The 19,653-nt window shown below is 64.8% G+C and carries 21 protein-coding genes; 12 read left to right on the forward strand and 9 right to left on the reverse strand.

Annotated elements, in window-relative coordinates; all coding sequences use genetic code 11:
* Positions 1–71 precede the first annotated feature (71 nt).
* The 5 genes from BG57_RS01360 to BG57_RS01380 all read left to right on the forward strand — a co-directional run bounded on the left by BG57_RS01360 (position 72) and on the right by BG57_RS01380 (position 3,517).
* On the forward strand, positions 72–533 hold the full coding sequence (locus BG57_RS01360) for a CreA family protein (RefSeq protein ID WP_035959627.1): 462 nt from the start codon (positions 72–74) through the stop codon (positions 531–533).
* A gap of 61 nt (positions 534–594) precedes the next feature.
* Complete coding sequence (locus BG57_RS01365) at positions 595–1,431, forward strand: AraC family transcriptional regulator (protein ID WP_035959628.1); 837 nt, start codon at positions 595–597, stop codon at positions 1,429–1,431.
* A gap of 177 nt (positions 1,432–1,608) precedes the next feature.
* Positions 1,609–2,280 carry an AzlC family ABC transporter permease gene (locus tag BG57_RS01370; RefSeq protein ID WP_081850813.1) on the forward strand — a complete coding sequence of 224 codons (672 nt, stop codon included), beginning with the start codon at positions 1,609–1,611 and terminating at the stop codon, positions 2,278–2,280.
* Positions 2,277–2,600: an AzlD domain-containing protein gene (locus BG57_RS01375; protein ID WP_035959631.1), complete on the forward strand. Its 324-nt coding sequence runs from the start codon at positions 2,277–2,279 to the stop codon at positions 2,598–2,600. The genes BG57_RS01370 and BG57_RS01375 overlap by 4 nt, the downstream gene beginning before the upstream one ends.
* A 152-nt stretch (positions 2,601–2,752) precedes the next feature.
* Entirely contained in the window at positions 2,753–3,517 is a 765-nt protein-coding gene (locus BG57_RS01380) for a DUF4088 family protein (RefSeq protein WP_035959632.1), read from the forward strand.
* Between the two features lie 12 nt (positions 3,518–3,529).
* Here the strand turns inward: BG57_RS01380 and BG57_RS01385 are convergent, their stop codons facing one another.
* From BG57_RS01385 to BG57_RS01395, 3 genes are all read right to left on the reverse strand, one after another.
* Positions 3,530–5,656 (reverse strand): ATP-dependent helicase, encoded by a 2,127-nt coding sequence (locus BG57_RS01385; RefSeq protein WP_035959633.1) that lies wholly within the window; start codon positions 5,654–5,656, stop codon positions 3,530–3,532.
* A gap of 147 nt (positions 5,657–5,803) precedes the next feature.
* Complete coding sequence (locus BG57_RS01390) at positions 5,804–6,061, reverse strand: hypothetical protein (RefSeq protein ID WP_035959634.1); 258 nt, start codon at positions 6,059–6,061, stop codon at positions 5,804–5,806.
* Between the two features lie 66 nt (positions 6,062–6,127).
* Complete coding sequence (locus tag BG57_RS01395; RefSeq protein WP_035959635.1) at positions 6,128–6,520, reverse strand: hypothetical protein; 393 nt, start codon at positions 6,518–6,520, stop codon at positions 6,128–6,130.
* A 309-nt stretch (positions 6,521–6,829) separates the two neighbouring features.
* Here BG57_RS01395 and BG57_RS01400 point away from each other — a divergent pair, with 309 nt between their 5' ends.
* Together BG57_RS01400 and BG57_RS01405 are read left to right on the forward strand one after the other, a co-directional pair.
* Positions 6,830–7,051, forward strand: a complete 222-nt coding sequence (locus tag BG57_RS01400) for an RNA-binding S4 domain-containing protein (protein ID WP_035959636.1) — start codon at positions 6,830–6,832, stop codon at positions 7,049–7,051.
* 196 nt (positions 7,052–7,247) lie between these two features.
* Positions 7,248–8,681, forward strand: a complete 1,434-nt coding sequence (locus BG57_RS01405) for an MATE family efflux transporter (protein WP_052005552.1) — start codon at positions 7,248–7,250, stop codon at positions 8,679–8,681.
* Positions 8,682–8,945: 264 nt separating this feature from the next.
* Here BG57_RS01405 and BG57_RS34265 read toward each other — a convergent pair whose 3' ends face one another.
* On the reverse strand, positions 8,946–9,113 hold the full coding sequence (locus BG57_RS34265) for a helix-turn-helix domain-containing protein (protein WP_081850803.1): 168 nt from the start codon (positions 9,111–9,113) through the stop codon (positions 8,946–8,948).
* Positions 9,114–9,444: 331 nt separating this feature from the next.
* Between BG57_RS34265 and BG57_RS01415 the strand changes: the two genes are divergently transcribed.
* Both BG57_RS01415 and fumC read left to right on the forward strand, forming a co-directional pair.
* Positions 9,445–11,103: a phospholipase D family protein gene (locus BG57_RS01415; RefSeq protein ID WP_081850804.1), complete on the forward strand. Its 1,659-nt coding sequence runs from the start codon at positions 9,445–9,447 to the stop codon at positions 11,101–11,103.
* A gap of 25 nt (positions 11,104–11,128) precedes the next feature.
* Complete coding sequence (gene fumC, locus BG57_RS01420; RefSeq protein ID WP_035959639.1) at positions 11,129–12,535, forward strand: class II fumarate hydratase; 1,407 nt, start codon at positions 11,129–11,131, stop codon at positions 12,533–12,535.
* Positions 12,536–12,562: 27 nt separating this feature from the next.
* Here the strand turns inward: fumC and BG57_RS01425 are convergent, their stop codons facing one another.
* Together BG57_RS01425 and BG57_RS33275 are read right to left on the reverse strand one after the other, a co-directional pair.
* Positions 12,563–13,096 (reverse strand): acyl-CoA thioesterase, encoded by a 534-nt coding sequence (locus BG57_RS01425; protein ID WP_035959640.1) that lies wholly within the window; start codon positions 13,094–13,096, stop codon positions 12,563–12,565.
* Positions 13,097–13,152: 56 nt separating this feature from the next.
* Entirely contained in the window at positions 13,153–13,299 is a 147-nt protein-coding gene (locus tag BG57_RS33275) for a hypothetical protein (RefSeq protein ID WP_167569238.1), read from the reverse strand.
* Positions 13,300–13,442: 143 nt separating this feature from the next.
* On the opposite strand from BG57_RS33275, the gene BG57_RS01430 reads away from it, so the two are divergent.
* Positions 13,443–14,171, forward strand: a complete 729-nt coding sequence (locus BG57_RS01430; RefSeq protein WP_035959641.1) for an ArsR/SmtB family transcription factor — start codon at positions 13,443–13,445, stop codon at positions 14,169–14,171.
* 46 nt (positions 14,172–14,217) lie between these two features.
* Here the strand turns inward: BG57_RS01430 and BG57_RS01435 are convergent, their stop codons facing one another.
* Both BG57_RS01435 and BG57_RS01440 read right to left on the reverse strand, forming a co-directional pair.
* Positions 14,218–15,189 (reverse strand): thymidylate synthase, encoded by a 972-nt coding sequence (locus BG57_RS01435; protein WP_035959643.1) that lies wholly within the window; start codon positions 15,187–15,189, stop codon positions 14,218–14,220.
* A gap of 134 nt (positions 15,190–15,323) precedes the next feature.
* Positions 15,324–16,703, reverse strand: coding sequence for a sigma-54 dependent transcriptional regulator (locus BG57_RS01440; protein WP_035959644.1), 1,380 nt, complete (start codon positions 16,701–16,703; stop codon positions 15,324–15,326).
* A 608-nt stretch (positions 16,704–17,311) separates the two neighbouring features.
* On the opposite strand from BG57_RS01440, the gene BG57_RS32390 reads away from it, so the two are divergent.
* Positions 17,312–17,542 carry a hypothetical protein gene (locus BG57_RS32390; RefSeq protein WP_152562475.1) on the forward strand — a complete coding sequence of 77 codons (231 nt, stop codon included), beginning with the start codon at positions 17,312–17,314 and terminating at the stop codon, positions 17,540–17,542.
* Between the two features lie 79 nt (positions 17,543–17,621).
* Positions 17,622–18,119: a dihydrofolate reductase gene (locus tag BG57_RS01445; RefSeq protein WP_035959645.1), complete on the forward strand. Its 498-nt coding sequence runs from the start codon at positions 17,622–17,624 to the stop codon at positions 18,117–18,119.
* Positions 18,120–18,176: 57 nt separating this feature from the next.
* Here BG57_RS01445 and pmbA read toward each other — a convergent pair whose 3' ends face one another.
* A complete protein-coding gene (gene pmbA, locus BG57_RS01450; protein ID WP_035959646.1) occupies positions 18,177–19,547 on the reverse strand; it encodes a metalloprotease PmbA in 1,371 nt (456 codons plus the stop codon).
* Between the last annotated feature and the right edge of the window lie 106 nt (positions 19,548–19,653).

Consider the following 19,653-nt stretch of genomic DNA (forward strand, 5'->3'; position numbering starts at 1 on the left):
CCGAAGGGCGTCGTTACAATACGGCGCCCTTTTCTTTTTTCCGAAGGATCGTGATGAACCGCGCCGCCCGTATGACTTCGACCGCATCGCTCGTTTTTCTGCTTGGCGCGACTGCCGCGCACGCGGAGGAAATCGCGAGCGTCAACACGAACTTCCGCTTCACCGGCTCGGATCGCGTGAGCGTCGAGGCCTACGACGATCCGCTCGTCGGCGGCGTGACGTGCTATGTGTCGCGGGCGCGCACGGGCGGCGTGAAAGGCACGCTCGGCATCGCCGAAGATCCCACGGAAGCGTCGATCGCGTGCCGCCAGGTCGGGCCGGTTGCGTTCAAGGAATCGCTCAGGCAGAAGAGCGATGTATTCACGGATCGCATGTCGTTCATCTTCAAGACGCTGCATGTCGTGCGGATCGTCGATGCGAAACGCAACACGCTCGTGTATCTGACGTATAGCGACCGTATCGCGAGCGGCAGCGCGAAGAACAGCGTGACGGCCGTGCCGGTGCCGCAGGGAACGGCGATTCCGGTGAAGTGAGCACGGCTCGCGGGCCGGCGAAGTTGTAAACTGACCGATTCGCCTTCGAACGATCCGCTCAATGAACGCGCCACGTTTCTCCAACGCCGCACGCTACTGGCGCTCGCCGCTCGTGCCGGACGCGGACATGGTCACCGCCGAGTACTACGATCACGAATTCGCGCCGCACTGGCACGACGCGTACACGGTGCCGGTCATCGAAGCGGGCGCGGAGTGCTATGACTATCGCGGCTCGCGGTACGTGGCCGAAGCGGGCTCGGTGCCGGTGATCAATCCCGGCGAGCTGCATACCGGCGCGCGGGCCGTCGATGCCGGCTGGCGCTATCGCGTGTTTTATCTGCCGGTGCCGTTCGTCGAAAATCTGGCGCGCGAGATGTCGGGACGCGCGGCGGCGTCGCCGTGGTTCGCCGCAGGCATCATCCGCGATTCCGATCTGGCCAGGCGGCTCGTGGCCGCGCATCGGGCGCTGGAGCGCGCCGGACAAGCGGCCAGCGCGGACCCGCTCGCCGCCGAAACCGCCCTCGTTGATGCCGTCAGCACGCTGCTCGCGCGCCATGCGCTCGAACGGCCATCGCCCGCCCCGCTCGCCGCCGACGCGGTCCGCGTCGCGACGATGAAAGCCCGCCTCGCCGACGATCTTCTCGAACCCGTCACGCTCGCGGAACTCGCCCGCACGGTCGGGCTGTCGATGTTCCATGCGGCGCGGCTCTTCACCCGCGAAACGGGTCTTGCGCCGCATGCGTGGCGCAATCAACTGCGCATCGTGCGGGCGTTGCCGGCGTTGCGCGCGGGGGCGTCCATCGCGCACGTCGCGGCGGCCAGCGGGTTCACCGATCAAAGTCATTTCACGCGGCACTTCAAGCGCGCGTTCGGCGTTGCGCCGGGACGCTGGCGCTGAGTCCGCCGTTTCCGCGTCGCGACCGCAAGAACGTACAAGCCGGCCAGGGCACGACTGGTTATCCTCCGCAAGCTGGCAACACGCACATGTCGTACTGGAGGGAGGACCACCTTGACCGCATCATCATCCACCCACGCGCTGAGCGAATTCGCCGCCGGCGCGCGCGACACCATCCCGATGATGATCGGCGCCGCGCCTTTCGGCGTCATCTTCGGCACGCTCGTCACTGCGAGCCCGCTCGCGTTGTGGCACGGCCAGCTCATGTCGCTCGTGGTGTTCGCCGGCTCGGCGCAGTTCATCGCGGCCGGCATGATCGCCGGGAACGCGAGCTTCGCCGTCATCTGGGCGACGACGTTCGTCGTCAATCTGCGGCACATCCTGTATTCGGCGACGCTCGCGCCCTATGTCGCCCATCTGCCCGCGCGCTGGCGCTGGGCGCTGGCCGGCCTGATGACCGACGAAGTTTTCGCCGTGGCCTACGCGCATTATCAGAAGCGCGCGGCGGGCGAAATCGGGCCGCATTACTTCTTCGGCTCCGGCGTCGCGATGTACCTGAACTGGCAAGCGTGGACGCTCATCGGCCTGTTCTTCGGCGCGGCGTTTCCGGGCCTCAAATCACTCGGGCTCGACTTCGCGATGGTCGCGACGTTCATCGCGATCATCGTGCCGCAACTCGTCGCGGCGCGCTTCGTGGCGGCGGCGCTGGCGTCGGGCGTGCTGTCGTTCGCGTGGCAAGGCTGGCCGTACAAGCTCGGCCTGCTCGCGGCGGTGCTCGTGGGCGTCGTCGTCGGCATGCTGCTGACGATGACCGACGCCAAAGCAGGACTCGACAAGGAGCGCGTGCGATGAACTATGTGCTGCTGATCCTTGGAATGGCGCTCGTCACCTATGTGATCCGCGCCGCCGTGTTCGTGCTCGGCGAGCGGCTCACGTTTGCGCCCGTCGTGCGTACCGCGCTCGGGTTCGTCCCGGTGACGGTGCTGACCGCGATCATCGTGCCGATGACCGTGTCGCCGCACGGCAACGGCGCGGAGCTGACCTGGCGTAATCCGCAGCTCGTCGCGGCGGTGGTCGCCGTCGTCGTGTGCGCGTTGACGAGGCGCACGCTTTTGACGATCGCCGTGTCGCTCGCGGTGTTCTTCTTCTGGCAACTGGTCGTGTTGCGTTAGGCGTTGCGCAGTGCGCGCCTTACAGAAGCCACTCAAGTTTCCGGCTCCCGCGCCGATATCAGAATCGAATGGCCTCCGCTCTGCCGGCGGGCCGACAGCATCTCCCGCGAGTGGGCCATCGGGCTGCCCCGAGCGCGGAACCGGAAACCGACATGCCGCAAATCACCCTTTCGCTTCGCGACGAGACGATCGCTTCGCTGCAACGCGACTTCGAAGCGTTCTTGCGTCTCTCGCTGAAGCTCGACCCTCAGTTCATCACGCCGTCGTTCGAGGACTTCCTGCGCGCGAAGCTGCTCGACAACCCCACGCCGCTCACCGAGCAGGCCGTGCAGCGCATGCTCACGCACGGCCAGTACGCCTGGGCGAAGCGCGCGCTCGACAAGGAGTTTCCGGATGTCGTCGAAATCCTGATTCGTCAGGCGGCGGAGCACGGTTTCGCGTTCGCGATTCGTTCGGACTGGAGCGCGGAGGATCTGCTGAAGGCATCGCGCGAATGGGCGGCGGCGATCGTCACCGAGGCGAAGGGCGATGTATCGCAAGTCGACGTGCTTGCCTCGCAGATCAAGTCGGCGGCGGCGGATATCCGCACGGTCGAGGAAAAGATGCAGACGCCGGCCTGGCGGCTCGCCGATTCGCTTCGTCAGCGTGTGCATGACGCGAAGGTCGCCGTGGAAACCAACGTCGGCTCGACGGCGCGCGAAAAGCTCGGTGAACTGCGCGCGCTGCTGCGCCTCAGCATCTTCTATGGTTCGGTGCAGAAGCAGGAAGCGCAGCAGTTGCTCGAATATCTGCGCTCGCTGCGGCCGGAATTGTTCGTCGAAGAGCCGTATGACGGCTTCACGCGGTTCGCCGCGTGGCTGCGCAGCATCTTCGGCCACGCGCCGCGAGCAGCGGGCGCGACGCGGGCCTCGCGCTAACGAGGGCGCGCCCTACTCCCACATTCCCTTGAGCCGCGCGGCGATATCGATCTTCGCTTTCGCGGCCGCCGCGAGCCCTGCCGCCGTCGGCGCGGCGGCGACCGGCACGGGCGGCCATGCGGCGGCCTCGAAGTGCGGCATCAGATGCGGCGGAATGAAGCGCGTGCGCTGCGCCCACACGTGCCTGTCGCCGAGGTTCGTCTGGTTGTACACGTAGAACCGCTGCGGCGTGATGACGTGCAGGTCTTCCTTCGCCCGCGTCATCGCGACATACAGCAGGCGGCGCTCTTCGTCGAGTTCCTCTTCGCTGCCCGTGCCGAGATCGGACGGAATGCAACCGTCGACGCCATTGAGCACGAACACGTTGCGCCACTCCTGCCCCTTCGCCGAATGGATGGTCGAGAGAATCAGATAATCCTCGTCGATGAGCGGCACGCCCGATTCATCGCTTGTCGCGTCGGGCGGATCGAGCGTCAGTTCGGTGAGAAAGCGCTCGCGCGTCGGATACGTCGACGCGATGCTTTCCATCTGCATCACATCGCCGATGCGGATGGCCGCGTCCTCGTGATTGCGCTCGAGGTGCGGCTCGTACCATCGACGGATCATTTCGAACTCGGCGGGCCAGCCCGATTCCCGTCCGCAAAGCCTGGCCATCAGGGCGACGAAGCGCGGCCAGTCTTCGCTCGCGCGTGCGGGCGCGCTGAAGGCTGCGATGGCATCGGCTGCGCGCGCGTTCTGGGCGACGCCGTCCAGCAGGCGTCCCGCGATCGCCGGCCCGACGCCCGGCAGCAGTTGCGCGACCCGGAAGCCCGCGACGCGGTCGCGCGGATTCTCGGCCCAGCGCAGCACCGCGAGCACGTCCTTCACGTGCACCGAATCCAGAAACTTGAGCCCGCCGAACTTCACGAACGGGATGTTCTTGCGCGTCAACTCGATTTCGAGCGTCGCGCTGTGATGCGCCGCGCGGAACAGCACGGCCTGCGACTTGAGCTTCATGCCGCCCTCGCGCGCCTCCAGCACCTTTTCGACGACATAGCGCGCCTGATCGGCCTCGTCGGCGACGGAGACGACGCGCGGCTTCTGCGCCGATGCCTTGTCGGTCCACAAGTCCTTCGTGTAGCGCTCGGCGGCAAGCCCGATGACCGCGTTCGACGCTTCGAGAATGGGCTGCGTCGAGCGGTAATTGCGATCGAGCGTGACGGTCGCGGCGGGCGGATCGAAGTGCTGCGGGAAATCGAGGATATTGCGCACGGTTGCGCCGCGGAACGAATAGATCGACTGCGCGTCGTCGCCGACGACGGTGAGGCCGCGCCCGTCCGGTTTCATCGCGAGAAGGATGCTTGCCTGCAAGCGATTGGTGTCCTGATACTCGTCGACCAGCACGTGATCGAAGCGGCTCGACAAATCGGCGGCAATCGCCGGCTCCGCCGCGAGATGCGACCAGTAGAGCAAGAGGTCGTCGTAATCGAGCACGCTTTGCGATTGCTTCGCGCTGACGTAGGCGGCAAACAGGCGCTTCAGATCGGCTTCCCACTCGCGGCACCACGGAAACGACTGGTCGAGCACCGTCGCGAGCGACGCGCCGGTGTTGACCACGCGTGAGTAGATCGCGAAGCACGTCGACTTGGCCGGGAAGCGCTTTTCCTTCGACGACAGCCCGAGTTCGTGCCGCACGAGGTTCATGAGATCGGCGGAATCTTCGCGGTCGTTGATGGTGAACGACGGCGCAAGCCCGACGATATCGGCGTAATCGCGCAGCAGCCGCGCGCCGACGCCGTGAAACGTGCCCGACCACGTGAGACCTTGCGCGATGGCGCTGCGGTTACCGAGCGCGTTCGTCGCGATGCGCGAGACGCGCCGCGTCATTTCGAGCGCCGCGCGGCGGGAAAACGTCAAGAGCAGAATGCGATGCGGGTCCGCGCCCTTCACGAGCAGATGCGCGACGCGATGCGCAAGCGTGTTGGTCTTGCCCGATCCCGCGCCCGCGATGACAAGCAGCGGCCCGCTGGTCCGGCCCGGTTCGTCCACGCCGAATTCGACGGCGCGGCGTTGCGCGTCGTTCAGTTTCGCGAGATACGCCGCTGCGGCCTGATCTTGCGTGCGGGATGGATCGGCGGCGGTGTCGGGAAGCGTGAGCACGAGGACTTGAGCGGCGGATAGAAGTGACGCGACACTGTATATCCATACAACCCGCGCGTGCAAGTCTTTGTCGACGCTAGCCTTTTGGCCCTAAAACGACAACGGCCCGCGCGAAAGGCGCGGGCCGTATCGACGGAAGAAGATGCCCTAGTCGGCTTTCTTCGCGTTCTTCAGCTTAGCATCGGCTGCGGCTTCGTTCGCTTCCGATTGCGACTCCGTCTTCTTCTTGTCGGCCTTCGCCTGCGCGACGGCCGCGTCCTTGTCGGCTTCAGCCTGCTTCTTCGCGGCTTTCTTGTCGGCGTGCGTCATCGGCGCATCGCTCGTTTGCGCGATCGATACCGCGCTCACGCTCGTCAACGCGCCCGCGACGAGCGCCGCCAGCAGCGCATTCGTACGTCTTGTCATGGTGTTCTCCCGGTGTGGTTACGGAACGCCGCGCGACGCCCTATTGCGGGCGTCGGGGCGACCTGTTTAGTGCTGTTCGCCCTGGTCCTTCGGCGTGCGGTCGGCCGCGGCATTCAGATCGTCCTTGGCGGCCTGCTTGTCGGCCTTCTTGTTGATCTTCGCGTTGCGCACTTCCTGCTTGTATTGCGCCTTCGCTTCCTTGTCCGCGGCCTTCAACTCGGCCTTCGACGCCTTCTTCGACGCGCGGTATTCCGCGTTCGCCTGCGCGTCGGCGTTGCGCTTCTGCACCAGCGGATCGGTCGGTGCCGGCGCGACAAGGTTCTGCGGCGGCGGCGCGAGTTGCGCCTGAGTGTCCGCGCCCGGTGCGGGCTGCATCGGCTGGGCGGTTTGCGCTTGCGCGCCGGTGGCTGCGAGGGCGGCGAATGCGGTGCCGATCATCAAAATTCGAGCCTTAGTCATGAGCTAGTCCTCTTTTTAGTGGCGCCGGCGGCTTGGCGCTTTGAAAGCGCTGTGCGCGACGCGTTGGCGTTTAGAAGATGACCGAAGCTGCATCGATCAAACTAACAGACCCGGCGATTGGCGATGGAGTTTCGCGGAATCAGTCACTGTTACCGTCCGTTTCACTTGGCTACATTTGCCGCCGAGTTCGCCGACGATGGGCCACAAAGCGTTTTGCGTCCGATCGTTCGCGGTCGACGTTGACAGAGCACGAGGCGTACCCGATGCCTTATGATGGCTTCCTTCGCACCTTCCACTCTTCCGCCCGCCATGCCGCAGCTCCAGTTCACCCTCACGGGCGATCACGTCGAACTCCACAACCTGCTCAAGCTGATGGGCCTTGCCGATAGCGGCGGCGCCGCGAAGGCGCGCGTCGCCATGGGCGATGTCACCGTCGACGGCAAAGTGGAACTGCGCAAGACGTGCAAGATCCGCGCGGGCCAGGTCGTGATGATCGACGGCCAGAAGATCCGCGTGCGCGCGCCTGCCTGATCCGTCGCGTCGTGTTTGCGCCGGCGCGCCGCCGGATTGCCAAAACCCGGCCATAACGGAGCGCGGCATCGACATGCCGTGCGCGAGGCAATAAGCTAGTCGTCTTTCGTTCTGGTTTCAGCGTCGGCCCTTTGCGCTGTTCACCGCCTGACCGCGCGTTTGCGTCGCGGCCAGTTCCGTTCCGTTTCCTTCGACCATGCCATCGCACACCACGCGCGCCACGAACCCGTATCAGGGACCGCCGACGCTGTCCCGCCATGCCGTCGACACGGCGCGCCTCGCCGCGCCGCTCGCCATCGCGCAGCTTTCTCAAATGGCGATGGGCGTCACCGACACCATTCTCCTCGGCTCGCTCGGCCCCGACGCGCTCGCTGCGGGCGGGCTCGGCGCGAACCTGTTCTTCGTCGTCGTGACGCTGCTGCAAGGCGTGCTGACGTCGGTGAGCGTGTCGGTGGCGCATGCGCGCGGCGCGAACGCGGAAGACCGCGTGCCTCGCATCTACTGGACGGGGCTGCTGCTTTCCGTGCTGCTCGCCGTGCCCGCGTTCGCGCTGTTGAGCTACGCCGAGGAAATCCTGCTCGCGTTCCACGAACCGGCGACGCTCGCGCGCAACGTCGGGGAATATTGCGCGATGCTGCGCTGGGGAACGCCGGGCAGCCTGATCGGCATCGGGATGATGCGCGCATTTCTGCCGGCGATCGGTGCGGCGAAGCGGCTTCTGTGGGTATCGATCGGCGGCGTGTTCGTCAACGGCTTTCTCAACTACGGGTTGATTCACGGCGCGTACGGTCTGCCGCGCGAAGGCTTTGTCGGCTCGGCGGCGGCGACGACCATCACCGTCTGGTTGACGGCGTTCGCTCTCGTGGCGCTCCTGCATCTGCGGCCGCGCTATCGGCATTTCGTGCTGGCCGCGCGTCCGCATCTGCCGCTTCTCGGCGAACTGTTCGGCATCGGCTGGCCGGTGGCGATCACCTATGGCGTCGAATCGACGCTCTTTCTCGCGACCGGCATGATGGTCGGCCTGCTCGGCGAATCGCCGCTCGCCGCGCATCAGATCGCGCTCAACGTGGCGTCGGTGGCGTTCATGGTGCCGCTCGCGATCGGACAGGCGGCGAACGTGCGCGTCGGCTACTGGATCGGCGCGGGCGTGCCGGTGGCGGCGCGTCACGCGGGCTTCGTCGCGCTGGCGCTCGGCGTCGGATTCATGATGTGCTCGGGCCTCGTGCTGATCGTCGCGCCGCACGCGATCGTCGGGCTGTATCTGCATCTGGACGATCCCGCCAACGCGCGTACCGTGTCGCTCGCGGCGTCGCTGCTGGGCGTGGCGGCGGTGTTTCAGATCGTCGACGGGATGCAGACGGTCGGCTCCGGCTGTCTGCGCGGACTCAAGGACACGCGCGTGCCGATGCTCGCGGCCGCGTTCGGTTACTGGGGCGTGGGTTTCCCGACGGGCTATGTGCTCGCGTTTCACTGCGGGCTGGGCGCGAAGGGATTGTGGTGGGGCCTCGCGGCAGGGCTCGCGAGCGTGGCCGTGTTGATGACGCTGCGGTTTCATCGCATCAGCAAGCGGCTCGTCGATGCGAGTCTCAGGTCCGATGGCGTCGAGACGGCGCCGCGTCGCGCGGCTTAGGTTTGCGGTCGCCACCGCATATGCAAAGCAGGAATGCTTGGTTGGGGCGCGCGGGCGTCGTCGTTAAGATGAACGCGTCTCCTCCTTGAGACTCCAGTAACAGGGGTTATAGGCCCGCTCTGCCGAGCGGGCTTTTTTTCGTCTTTTCACTGGGATGACGCTTGCGAAAGAAGCTTCAAGGTCGGCTGCCGTCAACGACGCTGGCGACTGGCAGCAAGAGATTGAAAACGTCGATGAAACCGCCCGCTGCGTTCAATGCACCTTTCAGTGCGAGCCGACAATCGAACGCAATTCCTCGATGTTCAACACGTCGATCCTGCGATAGGGCGTTTCGATCAGTCCCGCATCCCTGAACCGCCTCAAGGCTGCGGCGACGGCCTCGCGCGTGACGCCGGGCGAATCCGCGATGTCGCCTGGCGCGCGCCAACCGATTGCTTGCCCTCGTTCTCATCCGCTTGCGCCAGCAGGATCGGGCGACGCGTTGCGGCACCGAGAAACGCGATGCGCTGTCGAGCTTGTCCGCCGCCCGTCCGAGCACGTCGTCCTTGCAGCGGCCAGGCGCGCACATGAGGCCAAAGTCGAAGTGATGCCGGAATTGGGCGGCGGTTCGTCGACGGACGTCCGCCAAGCTGCTTCTCCTGAGGCGATTTCTCACGCGCACACTTCTTGCTCCGCTACCATGACACCACCAACGCGCTCGCAACCAGCCGAGCCGCCTCTAAACAATCAAAAGAGAGGACGCTAAGTGTCGGAAAGCCGGGGAATGTCGAAAGCCGCATCAGAAGCGGCGCACGTTAAAACGCGAAATACACGGGCAAAATCCATCGCAGCGTTAGCCGCGCTCGCCCTTACTGCCACTCTCAACGCCTGTGCGACCCGCCCGCCCGCGACCGCTTTCGATCGTCCGCAGACGCACGCGCTGGCCGCAACCGCAGCGACGCCGCTGGCCAACGCCCTGACGCCGCTCGAAAAGCAGCACCCGGGCGAATCCGCCGTGCGCCTCCTGCCGACCGGCACCGATGCGCTGCAGGCCCGCGTCGCGCTCGCCCGCGCAGCGTCGAAAACCCTCGACATGCAGTACTACATCGCCGAGGAAGACAACACCGGGAAGCTGTTGCTGGGCGCCGCGCTTCATGCCGCCGATCGCGGCGTGCGCGTGCGTATGCTCGTCGACGATCTGAACTTCAAGGATATCGACCGCATCATGGCGGCGCTCGATTCGCATCACAACATCGAGATCCGCGTCTTCAATCCGTATGGCAGCGCGCAGCGGAGCTTCTCCGAGCGCACGCGCAACTTCTTCACGAACCTCGATCACTTCACGCGCCGCATGCACAACAAGGCGATGATCGCGGACAACCAGATCGCCATCGTCGGCGGGCGAAATCTCGGCGACGAATACTTCAGCGCCAGTCCGACGCTGCAGTTCCGCGACCTCGACGCGTTCGTCGCCGGCCCCGTCACGCAGCAGATATCCGCGAGCTTCGACGATTACTGGAACAGCACGGTCTCGTATCCGCTGCGCGTGCTGAACAAGCAAAAATTCGATCCCGCCGATCTCGACAAGACGCGCGAAGAGCTCCGCGCACACTGGCGCGCCAATGCCGATCCGCTCAACGCCAAACCGCTCAACGCGACGCCGCTCGACCAGCAGATCGCACGCGAGCAGATGGGCCTTTTCTGGGCGCCGACTGAATTTCATGTCGATTCGCCGTCGAAGATCGAGCATCCCAGTGACGACTACAAAAGCCCGCCGCTGACGCGCCTTGCCGATCTGCTCAAGAACGCGCAGAAGGAGTTTCTGATCCTGTCGCCGTACTTCGTGCCGCACGACGCCGGCGTGAAGGCGCTCGGCGATCTCACGCGGCGGCACGTCCGCGTCGCGGTACTGACCAACTCGCTCGCCGCCACCGACGCCGTCGCGGTGCAGGCCGGCTACGCGCCGTATCGCGTTCCGCTGCTGCAAAACGGCGTTGAACTATACGAATTCAAGCCGATGCAGGCCGAAGGCGAAGGCCGGCCGACCGCCGGACTATTCGGATCGAAGTCGCGCGCGAGCCTGCACGCGAAGGCGTATGTGATCGATCGGAGTATCCTCGTGATCGGTTCGATGAATCTCGATCCGCGCTCGGCGCAGCTCAACACCGAACTGGCGCTCGTGATTCACATCAAGCCAATCGCCGAAGAAGCCGCCGGCCTGTTCGACCGCGGAATCTCGCCGCAAGCGAGCTATCGCGTCGAACTCGCGAGCGCGGCGGTGATGGCGGAACTGCGCCGCACGGGCTCGCCGCAATCTGGCCTCGTGTGGACGACGCAAGAAGACACCGGGACGGTCACCTATTACTACGATCCGGAGGCCGGCCTGTATCGCAATTTGATGACGGGCCTCTTCATGATGCTGCCCGTCGACAAGCAGCTTTGATCAACCTCTTTCGGAAATTCAGGCCATGACACAGAACGCGCAGGGCGATGTACGCATGGAGAAGGACACGTTCGGCGAGATCGCCGTGCCGAACGACAAGCTATGGGGCGCGCAGACGCAGCGCTCCTTGCAGAACTTCAAGATTTCGACGGAGAAGCAGTCGCCCGAGCTGATCACGGCGCTCGCGATCGTCAAGCGCGCCGCCGCCGAAGTGAACGCGGAACTCAAGCAGCTCGACGCCAAAAAGGCCCAGGCGATCATGCAGGCTGCCGACGAGATCATCGACGGCAAGCATCCCGACGAATTTCCGCTCGCGGTCTGGCAGACGGGTTCCGGCACGCAGACCAACATGAATCTGAACGAGGTGATCGCCAATCGCGCGAGCGAGATTCTCGGCGGGCCGCGCGGCGAAGAACGCCTCGTGCATCCGAACGACGACGTGAACCGCGGCCAGTCATCGAACGACGTGTTCCCGACCGCGATGCACGTCGCCGCCGCTTACGGGATCGTCAAGCATCTGGTGCCGTCGCTGAAAACGCTGCGCGATACGCTCGACAAGAAGTCGAAGCAGTTCGCCCATATCGTGAAAATCGGCCGCACGCACTTGCAGGACGCGACGCCGCTCACGCTCGGGCAGGAGTTCTCCGGTTATGTCGCGCAACTGGATCAGGGCGTCCGTCACGTCGAAGCGACGCTGCCGCATCTCTACCAGCTCGCGCAGGGCGGCACGGCGGTCGGCACGGGCCTGAACGCGCATCCCGAATTCGCCGTGAAAGTCGCGCAGGCGATTTCCAAGCTCACGGGCCTGCCCTTCGAGACCGCGCCCAACAAGTTCGAAGTGATGGCCGCCGCCGATGCGCTCGTCGCCGCGCACGGCGCATTGAAAACCGTCGCCGCGAGCCTGATGAAGATCGCCAACGATATCCGCTGGCTCGCGAGCGGGCCGCGCTGCGGGCTTGGCGAATTGTCGATTCCGGAAAACGAGCCGGGCAGTTCCATCATGCCGGGCAAGGTCAACCCGACGCAGTCCGAAGCCGTGACGATGCTCTGCTGTCAGGTTTTCGGCAACGACGTGGCGGTGAACATCGGCGGGGCGAGCGGCAATTTCGAGCTGAACGTGTTCCGCCCGATGATCGCGCACAACGTACTGCAGTCGGTACGCCTGCTCGCGGACGGCGCGCGGAGCTTCAACGACAACTGCGCTGTGGGCATCGAGGCGAACGAGTCGCGCATCGAAAGCCTGCTGAACGAATCGCTGATGCTGGTGACGGCGCTCAATCCGCACATCGGCTACGACAAGGCCGCGCAGATCGCGAAGAAAGCGCACAAGGAAGGCACGACACTGAAAGCCGCCGCGCTCGCGCTCGGGTATGTGACCGAGCAGCAGTTCAACGAGTGGGTGAAGCCGCAGGACATGGTCGGCAGCAAGTAAGCGGCTTCCTGCGCGAAAGAGCGGCCCTCAGACCTTGCCGGCCGCCACCTCTTCCGGCTTCAGCTCGACGATCGCGTCGAGCGCGTCCTTGACGTCCATCGCGTAACGCGCGAGGCGTTTCTCTTCGTCCGATTCCGGCACGAATGCGGGCACGGGCGTCGGCTGGCCGGATTCATCGACGGCGACGAACACCATCAGGCAATCCGTGGTCTGCGCAAGCTCGCCGACTTTCGGATCGCCCGCATGGACGGAAATGTGGATGTGCATGCTGGTGCGGCCCGTCGTCACCACGCGCGCGCGCAGTTCCACGAGATTGCCGACCAGAATGGGCCGCCTGAAACGGATATTGCCGACGCTCACCGTGACCGCATAGCGCCCCGACCACATCGCGGCGCACGCATAGGCGGTTTCGTCGATCCATTTCATCAGCGCGCCGCCGTGCACCTTGCCGCCGAAGTTGACCGATGTCGGCTCGGCGAGAAAACGGAACGTGGTTTCGGCGCGGCCCTGGCGCACGGCGGACGGCAATGGTGATGCGGAAGGTTGGATCGGCGAGTTCATGGCGGGAAGCAAAGCGGATGGACGAAGCGCCGATTATAGGGCCGCAAAAAGTGCGGCTAGTCGTGAACGGTGATGCCCTGGTCGATGGTGCCGTACATCGTGATGCTGCCACCCGACCCCGCCGACGATGACGACGGTCCGCCCGCGCATCCCGCGCAGAGAACCAGAACGCCGAGCGCGGCGGCGATGATGAGCTTGGACATGCGAATCCCCTTTCGACGTGCATTCGAGGCAATGCGGCCATTCTAGCGCCGGGGCGGCTGCATCGACATTTCATCCCAAAGTGAAACGTCGGTTGCCGGCGCGAGCTACGATGGAAGCCTCTACCCTTCGTGGCAGCAGCGACATGAACGACGACGACTCACGCGCCCGCCATTTTCCTGGCCTATCGCGCATCGGCGCGTTGCTCGCCGATCCGGGCCGCGCCGCCATGCTGTGGTCGCTGATGGACGGCGCGGCGCGCCCCGCCGGCGAACTGACGATGATCGCGGGCGTTTCGCCGTCCGCCGCGAGCGGGCATCTCGCGCGTCTGACCGAGGGCGGGCTGCTGGCGCTCGAAGTCAGCGGAAGGCATCGCTATTACAGGATCGCGACGGCGGATATCGCGGCGGCCATCGAAGCGCTCGCGAATCTGGCTCGCGCGAGCGCGCCGCAACGCGCGCCGGAGCATCGCCCGAGCGCCGTGCCGCTCGACATGCGCTACGCCCGCACCTGCTACGACCATCTTGCGGGCGAACTGGCGGTGCGGATCTTCGACGGCATGATCGCGCGCAACTGGCTCGCAGCGGCGATCCACGGCCCCGGCACGCTCGACGCCACACCCGACGGCATACAGGCGTTCGCGGAACTGGGCATCGACATGAAGGCGCAGCGGGCCCGGCGCCGGCGCTTTGCATGCACGTGCATCGACTGGAGCGAGCGCCGTCCCCATCTGGGCGGCGCTTTGGGCGCGGCGCTGCTCCACGCGTGCGAGGAACACGGCTGGATCGAGCGCACGGCGAAGCGTCGCGTGCTGCGCGTGACGCCCGCCGGACAGCGGCATTTCGACGACTTCTTCACCGGGCGGCAGGCGTAAAAAAGCGCGGCCGTGGCCGCGCTTCGTGACATCGCCCAACGCCGGATCAGACCGCCATTGGCGCGCTGATCGGTTCGTGATGCCGATACCCTTCGAGCGCGAAGTCCGTCGGCTCGACCTTTTCCAGCCACTCCGGTTCGTATTTCTTCGTGACCGCGTAGTCCGGCACGCGGTCGGAGATGATGAGCTGCGGCGCGGGATACGGCTCGCGCTTCAACTGCTCGCTCAGCATATCGAGCTGATTCTCGTAAATGTGCGCGTCGCCGATGAAGTACGTGAACCAGCGCGGCGTGTAGCCCGTCAGCCGCCCGACCAGATGCAGGAGCGCCGCGCCTTCGGTCAGATTGAACGGCGTGCCGAGCCCGACGTCGTTGCTGCGGATATACAGGCACAGCGAGATTTCGCGCTTCGTCACGTTCGGAAGGAACTGATACAGCAGGTGACACGCGGGCAGCGCAATCTCGTCGAGCTTGGCGGGATTCCAGGCATGAAACAGAATGCGCCGGTCGGTCGGGCGTTCGATGATCGTATCGAGACACTGGCGCAACTGGTCGATCGCCTTGTACAGCAGCACCTTCTCGCGCCCGCTTTCGACGAAACTCGTCACCAGTTCATAGCCGCGGTTCGTCGCATCGGCGATCTGGTCGCCTGCGCTCGCGTCGATCAGCTTGTAGGCGGGCCATTGGCGCCATTGCACGCCGTACACATCGCCGAGATCGTCCGTTCCCTGGCGATACGGATTTTCGAGCCACTGCGGATTTTCGTTCGCGTTCGCGTCCCAGACCTTGCAGCCGAGCGCGCGGAAGTCCGCGGCGCTGCGCGACGCGCGCAGGAAGCCCACCATTTCGCCGATCGCGGATTTGAACGCGAGCTTCTTCGTCGTCACGGCGGGAAAGCCTTGCTGCAAGTCGAAGCGCAACATCGCGCCCGGCATGCTGATCGTGCGGATGCCGGTGCGGTTTTCCTGCCAGGTGCCGGTATCGAGGATCGTCTGGACGAGCTCGAGATACTGTTTCATTGATGTTCCTTGGATGCCGGCACGAGCCGCGCTAAGAGAGCAATTTTACCAAGCGGGACAATGCGCTGCTTTGCGTCGCGTAGAAGACAACGGGCGCCTTGCGGCGCCCGTTTCGTGCAGCGATGCAGCGTGCGTCAGCCGCGCGTGGCGTGCTCCGGCGGGGCGTCGACTTCGATATGACGCATCCCATGCGCGCTCAGCAGCCGATACAGCGTGACGCGCGAAATGCCGAGTTCATGCGCGGCATCGCCGAGCCGTCCGCGATGGCGCAGCAGCGCGAGTTCGATCGCCTGCCGCTCCGCCGCTTCCCGCGCCTGCGCGAGCGACACCGGCGCGACTTCGACGTACTCGCCGAGTTCGAGATCACGCGCGGTGATCTGACGGCCTTCCGACATCACGATGGCGCGTCGCACGCGGTTGATGAGTTCGCGCACGTTGCCCGGCCAGCCGTAGTTGTGGATCGCGGCGATCGCGCACGGCGAAAAACCGCGCAGGCGACGGCTCGCGTCTTTCTTGAAGCGATCGAGCATGTGCTTCGCGAGCAGTTCGATGTCCTTGCCGCGCGCCCGCAGCGGCGGCTCGTCGATCTGCAACACGCACAGGCGGTGATACAAGTCCGCGCGGAATCGTCCTTCGATCATCGCGGTCTGCATGTCGACGTGCGTCGCCGAGATGATGCGAACGTCCACCGGCGTGGAGCCGTGTCCGCCGAGGCGCTCGACCTTGCGCTCCTGCAGGAAGCGCAGCAGGCTCGCCTGGCTTTCGAGCGGCAAGTCGCCGATTTCATCGAGGAACAAGGTGCCGCCGTTGGCGGCTTCGACTCGCCCGATCTTGCGCTGATTCGCGCCCGTGAACGCGCCGCGTTCGTAGCCGAAAAGTTCCGATTGCAGCAGATGCGCGGGAATCGCGCCGCAGTTGATCGCGACGAACGGCTGATCCCGGCGTGCCGAGCGCTCGTGAATGGCGACCGCCGTCAGTTCCTTGCCGGTGCCCGATTCGCCCGAGATGAACACGGGCGCGTCCGTCATCGCGACCTTGCGGATGGAGCGGAACAGCGCGAGCATCGCGTCGCACGAGCCGACCATTTCGCCCTCGGCGCGGCCTTCGGTGCGCGGATCGTTCGACGCGGCGTCGTGCAGGGCGACCATGCCATAAGCGTGGCCGACGGAATCGACGATGCGGTCATTCGACGTCGGCAGCGTCACGTAATCGAAGCAATAGTCGCGGATCAGCCGGCGCACGGCGGCGTCTTCGAGTTGGCCGGAGACGGTCGCGGCGACCCAGCCGACGTTGGTCATGGTCAGCGACGATTCGAACGCTGCCAGTTCGTGTGATTCGAAGTGACTCGACAGGTCGAGCAGCCCGCCCATTGCCAGATCGCTGCGCAAGGCTTTACGCGTGTCGCGCGCGCTCGCCACGATTTCAATTTGCCAGCCGCGTTCCTCGAATCGCGCGCATAGCGTCTCGCTTGGATCGCGAGTTACATAGATGAGTTGCCGCCGAGCGACGTCCATTATTCAGATCCTTGGTTCAACGTTCGTTGAAAAGGTCGCGTGTTTCAGGCTCGCGCTACATGCAGACTTCGTTGTCCTCGCACGTGCTGCGAACGGACTTGCAATTTCAATACGTTGCCCCGGGAACACGGTGCAGGTAACACCTGCGCCCCTTCCGCGAAACCCTTTTTGTATGATTCTGCGCCGCAGTCGAGTGACTACTATAACCCAGAAACGGCGAAAACAGATATGCCGAACGGCCGCCGAATTAGCCCAGAGTCCTTGCTGGGTGTGCGTCGGCAGGTAATAACGCCGATTTATTAAATCGTCGCATGACCGTCTCTATTGCACTCAAGCCTAACCCGAATCGCGCGGGCTATCACGCTTTTCCGGTGCAGCGTTTCACCGGTGAAACGTTTTCGCGCCTAGTAGAGCCGGCTTCCTGGGTGCGGCTTTCACAGTGCCTTGCACCGCAAGGCACAAACGCAAATGGCACGCATTTGGCTCTGTAATTAATGTGGCGACGGAGGTTTCTGCGCGCCCGCGCATAACGCCGAAATCATTTCCCGCATTGTCTTCCATACCGGGCGTTCAATAACCTTATTCCCGGAATGCGATCCCGGAATAAATTGCTGGCATTTTCCTGGTCAAAGATGGCTCTCGATAACTTTTTACCGCGCGATTCACTGGCCGAGGCGCAGTTGCCTGAAGCAAACGACGCTGCAACCGTCGACGGTTTCAGCTGGAACGCTTGCGAACGTCCGAGAAGTGCAAAGCCCAGCGTTACGCTCTGGGACGAAATCTCGCCTGAAACGCGGAGCACGAAAGCCAATCCCGCGGACGACTTCCCCGACGCCTGACAATTGCCGCCGGAACGCCCGACCGCGTGCGCGGGGTAGAATCGTGCCCCCGCCTTTCGCGGCCTGAATCCTACTGCACATGACGACGCTGACTCTGATCGTCGCCCGCGCGCGCAATGGCGTGATCGGGCGCGATAACCAACTGCCGTGGCGCCTGCCCGAAGACCTCGCCTTTTTCAAACGCACGACGATGGGCGCGCCCATCATCATGGGCCGCAAGACGCATGAATCGATCGGCCGGCCGTTGCCGGGGCGGCGCAATATCGTCGTGACCCGCGATTCGACGCTACGCTTCGAAGGTTGCGATACGGTGACAAGCATCGACGACGCCCTCGCCCTCGCCGCCGCCGATGGCGCCGCGGAAGCCTTTGTGATCGGCGGGGCGCAGCTATACGGCGACGCGATCGGCCGTGCGCGCAAGATGATCGTCACTGAAATCGACGCGGACTTCGACGGCAACACGCGCTTCGAAGCGCCGGATGCGTCGCAGTGGCGGGAAGTGTCGCGCGAGCCGCATCGCGCCGCGCCGCCGAACGATTTCGGCTTCGCCTTCGTGACCTACGAACGGCGCGCATGAATGACAAAGGCCCCGGACGGTCGCAACCGTCCGGGGCCTTTTATTCGCTCTGCGGTCTTATTGCCCCGCGACCGTCATGCGCTCGATCAGCACCGAGCCGATCGCCTTGGTGCCGCGCACGACCGTATCCGCGCCGATCGCCTCGATGTGACGGAACATCTCCTGCAGCGTGCTCGCCACCGTGATTTCCTCGACCGCGTACTGAATCTGGCCGTTCTCGACCCAGAAGCCGGACGCGCCGCGCGAATAGTCGCCCGTCACGTAGTTCACGCCCTGCCCCATCAGTTCGGTCAGCAACAGGCCGGTGCCGAGCTTCTTGAGCATCGCTTCGAAATCGTCCTCGGGCTTCGTCTGCGTGCTCTTCATCGTCAGATTGTGCGAGCCGCCCGCGTTGCCGGTCGTCTGCATGCCGAGCTTGCGCGCCGAATACGTCGACAGGAAATAGCCCTGCACGACGCCGTCTTCGACCACGTTGCGTTTCTGGGTGCGCACGCCTTCCTCGTCGAACGGCGCGCTGCCCATGCCGCCCCTCACGTGCGGATCTTCGACGATCTGAATATGCGGCGCGAACACCGGCTTGCCGAGACTGTCGACGAGAAACGTGGTCTTGCGATACAGCGCACCGCCGCTCACCGACTGCACGAACGCACCGAGAATGCCCGCTGCGAGCGGCGCTTCGAACAGCACGCGGCATTTGCGCGTGTCGAGGCTGCGCGCATTGAGGCGTGCCAGCGCGCGTTGGGCCGCATAACGGCCGACCGCTTCGGGATCGGCCAGCTCCGATGCGGCGCGCCTCGACGTGTACCAGTCGTCGCGCTGCATGTCGCGGCCGCTTTGCGCGATCGGCGCGCACGCAATGTAATGCCGCGAATACGGATAGCCGGCCATGAAGCCGCGCGACGTCGCGAGCACGAACTGCGAATGCTGCGCGGACACGCTCGCGCCTTCCGAGTTGGTGATGCGCTTGTCGACGGCGAAGGCCGCGTCCTCGGCGCGCCGCGCGATGTCGGCGGCTTCGTCGGCGTCGAGTTCCCACGGGTGATAGAGGTCGAGATCCTGCGGCGTCTTCTCGAGCAGGTCCTCTTCGGCGAGCCCCGCCGCGCTGTCTTCCGCCGTGAAGCGGGCGATGTTGTACGCCGCCGCGACCGTGTCGCGCAGCGCCTCGCGCGTGAAGTCGGCGGTGCTCGCGTTGCCGCGCTTCTTGCCGATGAACACCGTCACGCCGACCATCTTGTCGCGGTTGTGCTCGATGGTTTCCACTTCGCCGCGCCGCACGCTCACCGAAAGGCCATCGCCTTCGGAGATTTCGGTGGCGGCATCGCTCGCGCCCAACTCCTTCGCGTAGCGCAGGATGTCGGAGGCGATCTCCTTCAGTTCGTCTTGCGTATGCGGGAAAAAGCGTTGCTTGACGTCGATGTCTGCTGCCATTTGTCGTTGCCTTGGTTTCGTTGACTGCAAAAGCCGAGCGCGACGCGCTCCTTCTGGTCATTCAGTGCCGATGCCGGCCGATGCGCGAAACGCTCGCGTGCCGCAT

Source organism: Caballeronia grimmiae (genome assembly GCF_000698555.1).
GTDB lineage: Bacteria > Pseudomonadota > Gammaproteobacteria > Burkholderiales > Burkholderiaceae > Caballeronia > Caballeronia grimmiae.

Coding starts and splice junctions, on each gene's coding strand:
- BG57_RS01360 (WP_035959627.1), top strand. CDS start 72: ATGACTTCGACCGCATCGCTCGTTTTTCTGCTTGGCGCGACTGCCGCG.
- BG57_RS01365 (WP_035959628.1), top strand. CDS start 595: ATGAACGCGCCACGTTTCTCCAACGCCGCACGCTACTGGCGCTCGCCG.
- BG57_RS01370 (WP_081850813.1), top strand. CDS start 1,609: ATGATGATCGGCGCCGCGCCTTTCGGCGTCATCTTCGGCACGCTCGTC.
- BG57_RS01375 (WP_035959631.1), top strand. CDS start 2,277: ATGAACTATGTGCTGCTGATCCTTGGAATGGCGCTCGTCACCTATGTG.
- BG57_RS01380 (WP_035959632.1), top strand. CDS start 2,753: ATGCCGCAAATCACCCTTTCGCTTCGCGACGAGACGATCGCTTCGCTG.
- BG57_RS01390 (WP_035959634.1), bottom strand. CDS start 6,061: ATGACAAGACGTACGAATGCGCTGCTGGCGGCGCTCGTCGCGGGCGCG.
- BG57_RS01395 (WP_035959635.1), bottom strand. CDS start 6,520: ATGACTAAGGCTCGAATTTTGATGATCGGCACCGCATTCGCCGCCCTC.
- BG57_RS01400 (WP_035959636.1), top strand. CDS start 6,830: ATGCCGCAGCTCCAGTTCACCCTCACGGGCGATCACGTCGAACTCCAC.
- BG57_RS01405 (WP_052005552.1), top strand. CDS start 7,248: ATGCCATCGCACACCACGCGCGCCACGAACCCGTATCAGGGACCGCCG.
- BG57_RS01415 (WP_081850804.1), top strand. CDS start 9,445: ATGTCGAAAGCCGCATCAGAAGCGGCGCACGTTAAAACGCGAAATACA.
- fumC (WP_035959639.1), top strand. CDS start 11,129: ATGACACAGAACGCGCAGGGCGATGTACGCATGGAGAAGGACACGTTC.
- BG57_RS01425 (WP_035959640.1), bottom strand. CDS start 13,096: ATGAACTCGCCGATCCAACCTTCCGCATCACCATTGCCGTCCGCCGTG.
- BG57_RS33275 (WP_167569238.1), bottom strand. CDS start 13,299: ATGTCCAAGCTCATCATCGCCGCCGCGCTCGGCGTTCTGGTTCTCTGC.
- BG57_RS01430 (WP_035959641.1), top strand. CDS start 13,443: ATGAACGACGACGACTCACGCGCCCGCCATTTTCCTGGCCTATCGCGC.
- BG57_RS01435 (WP_035959643.1), bottom strand. CDS start 15,189: ATGAAACAGTATCTCGAGCTCGTCCAGACGATCCTCGATACCGGCACC.
- BG57_RS01440 (WP_035959644.1), bottom strand. CDS start 16,703: ATGGACGTCGCTCGGCGGCAACTCATCTATGTAACTCGCGATCCAAGC.
- BG57_RS01445 (WP_035959645.1), top strand. CDS start 17,622: ATGACGACGCTGACTCTGATCGTCGCCCGCGCGCGCAATGGCGTGATC.
- pmbA (WP_035959646.1), bottom strand. CDS start 19,547: ATGGCAGCAGACATCGACGTCAAGCAACGCTTTTTCCCGCATACGCAA.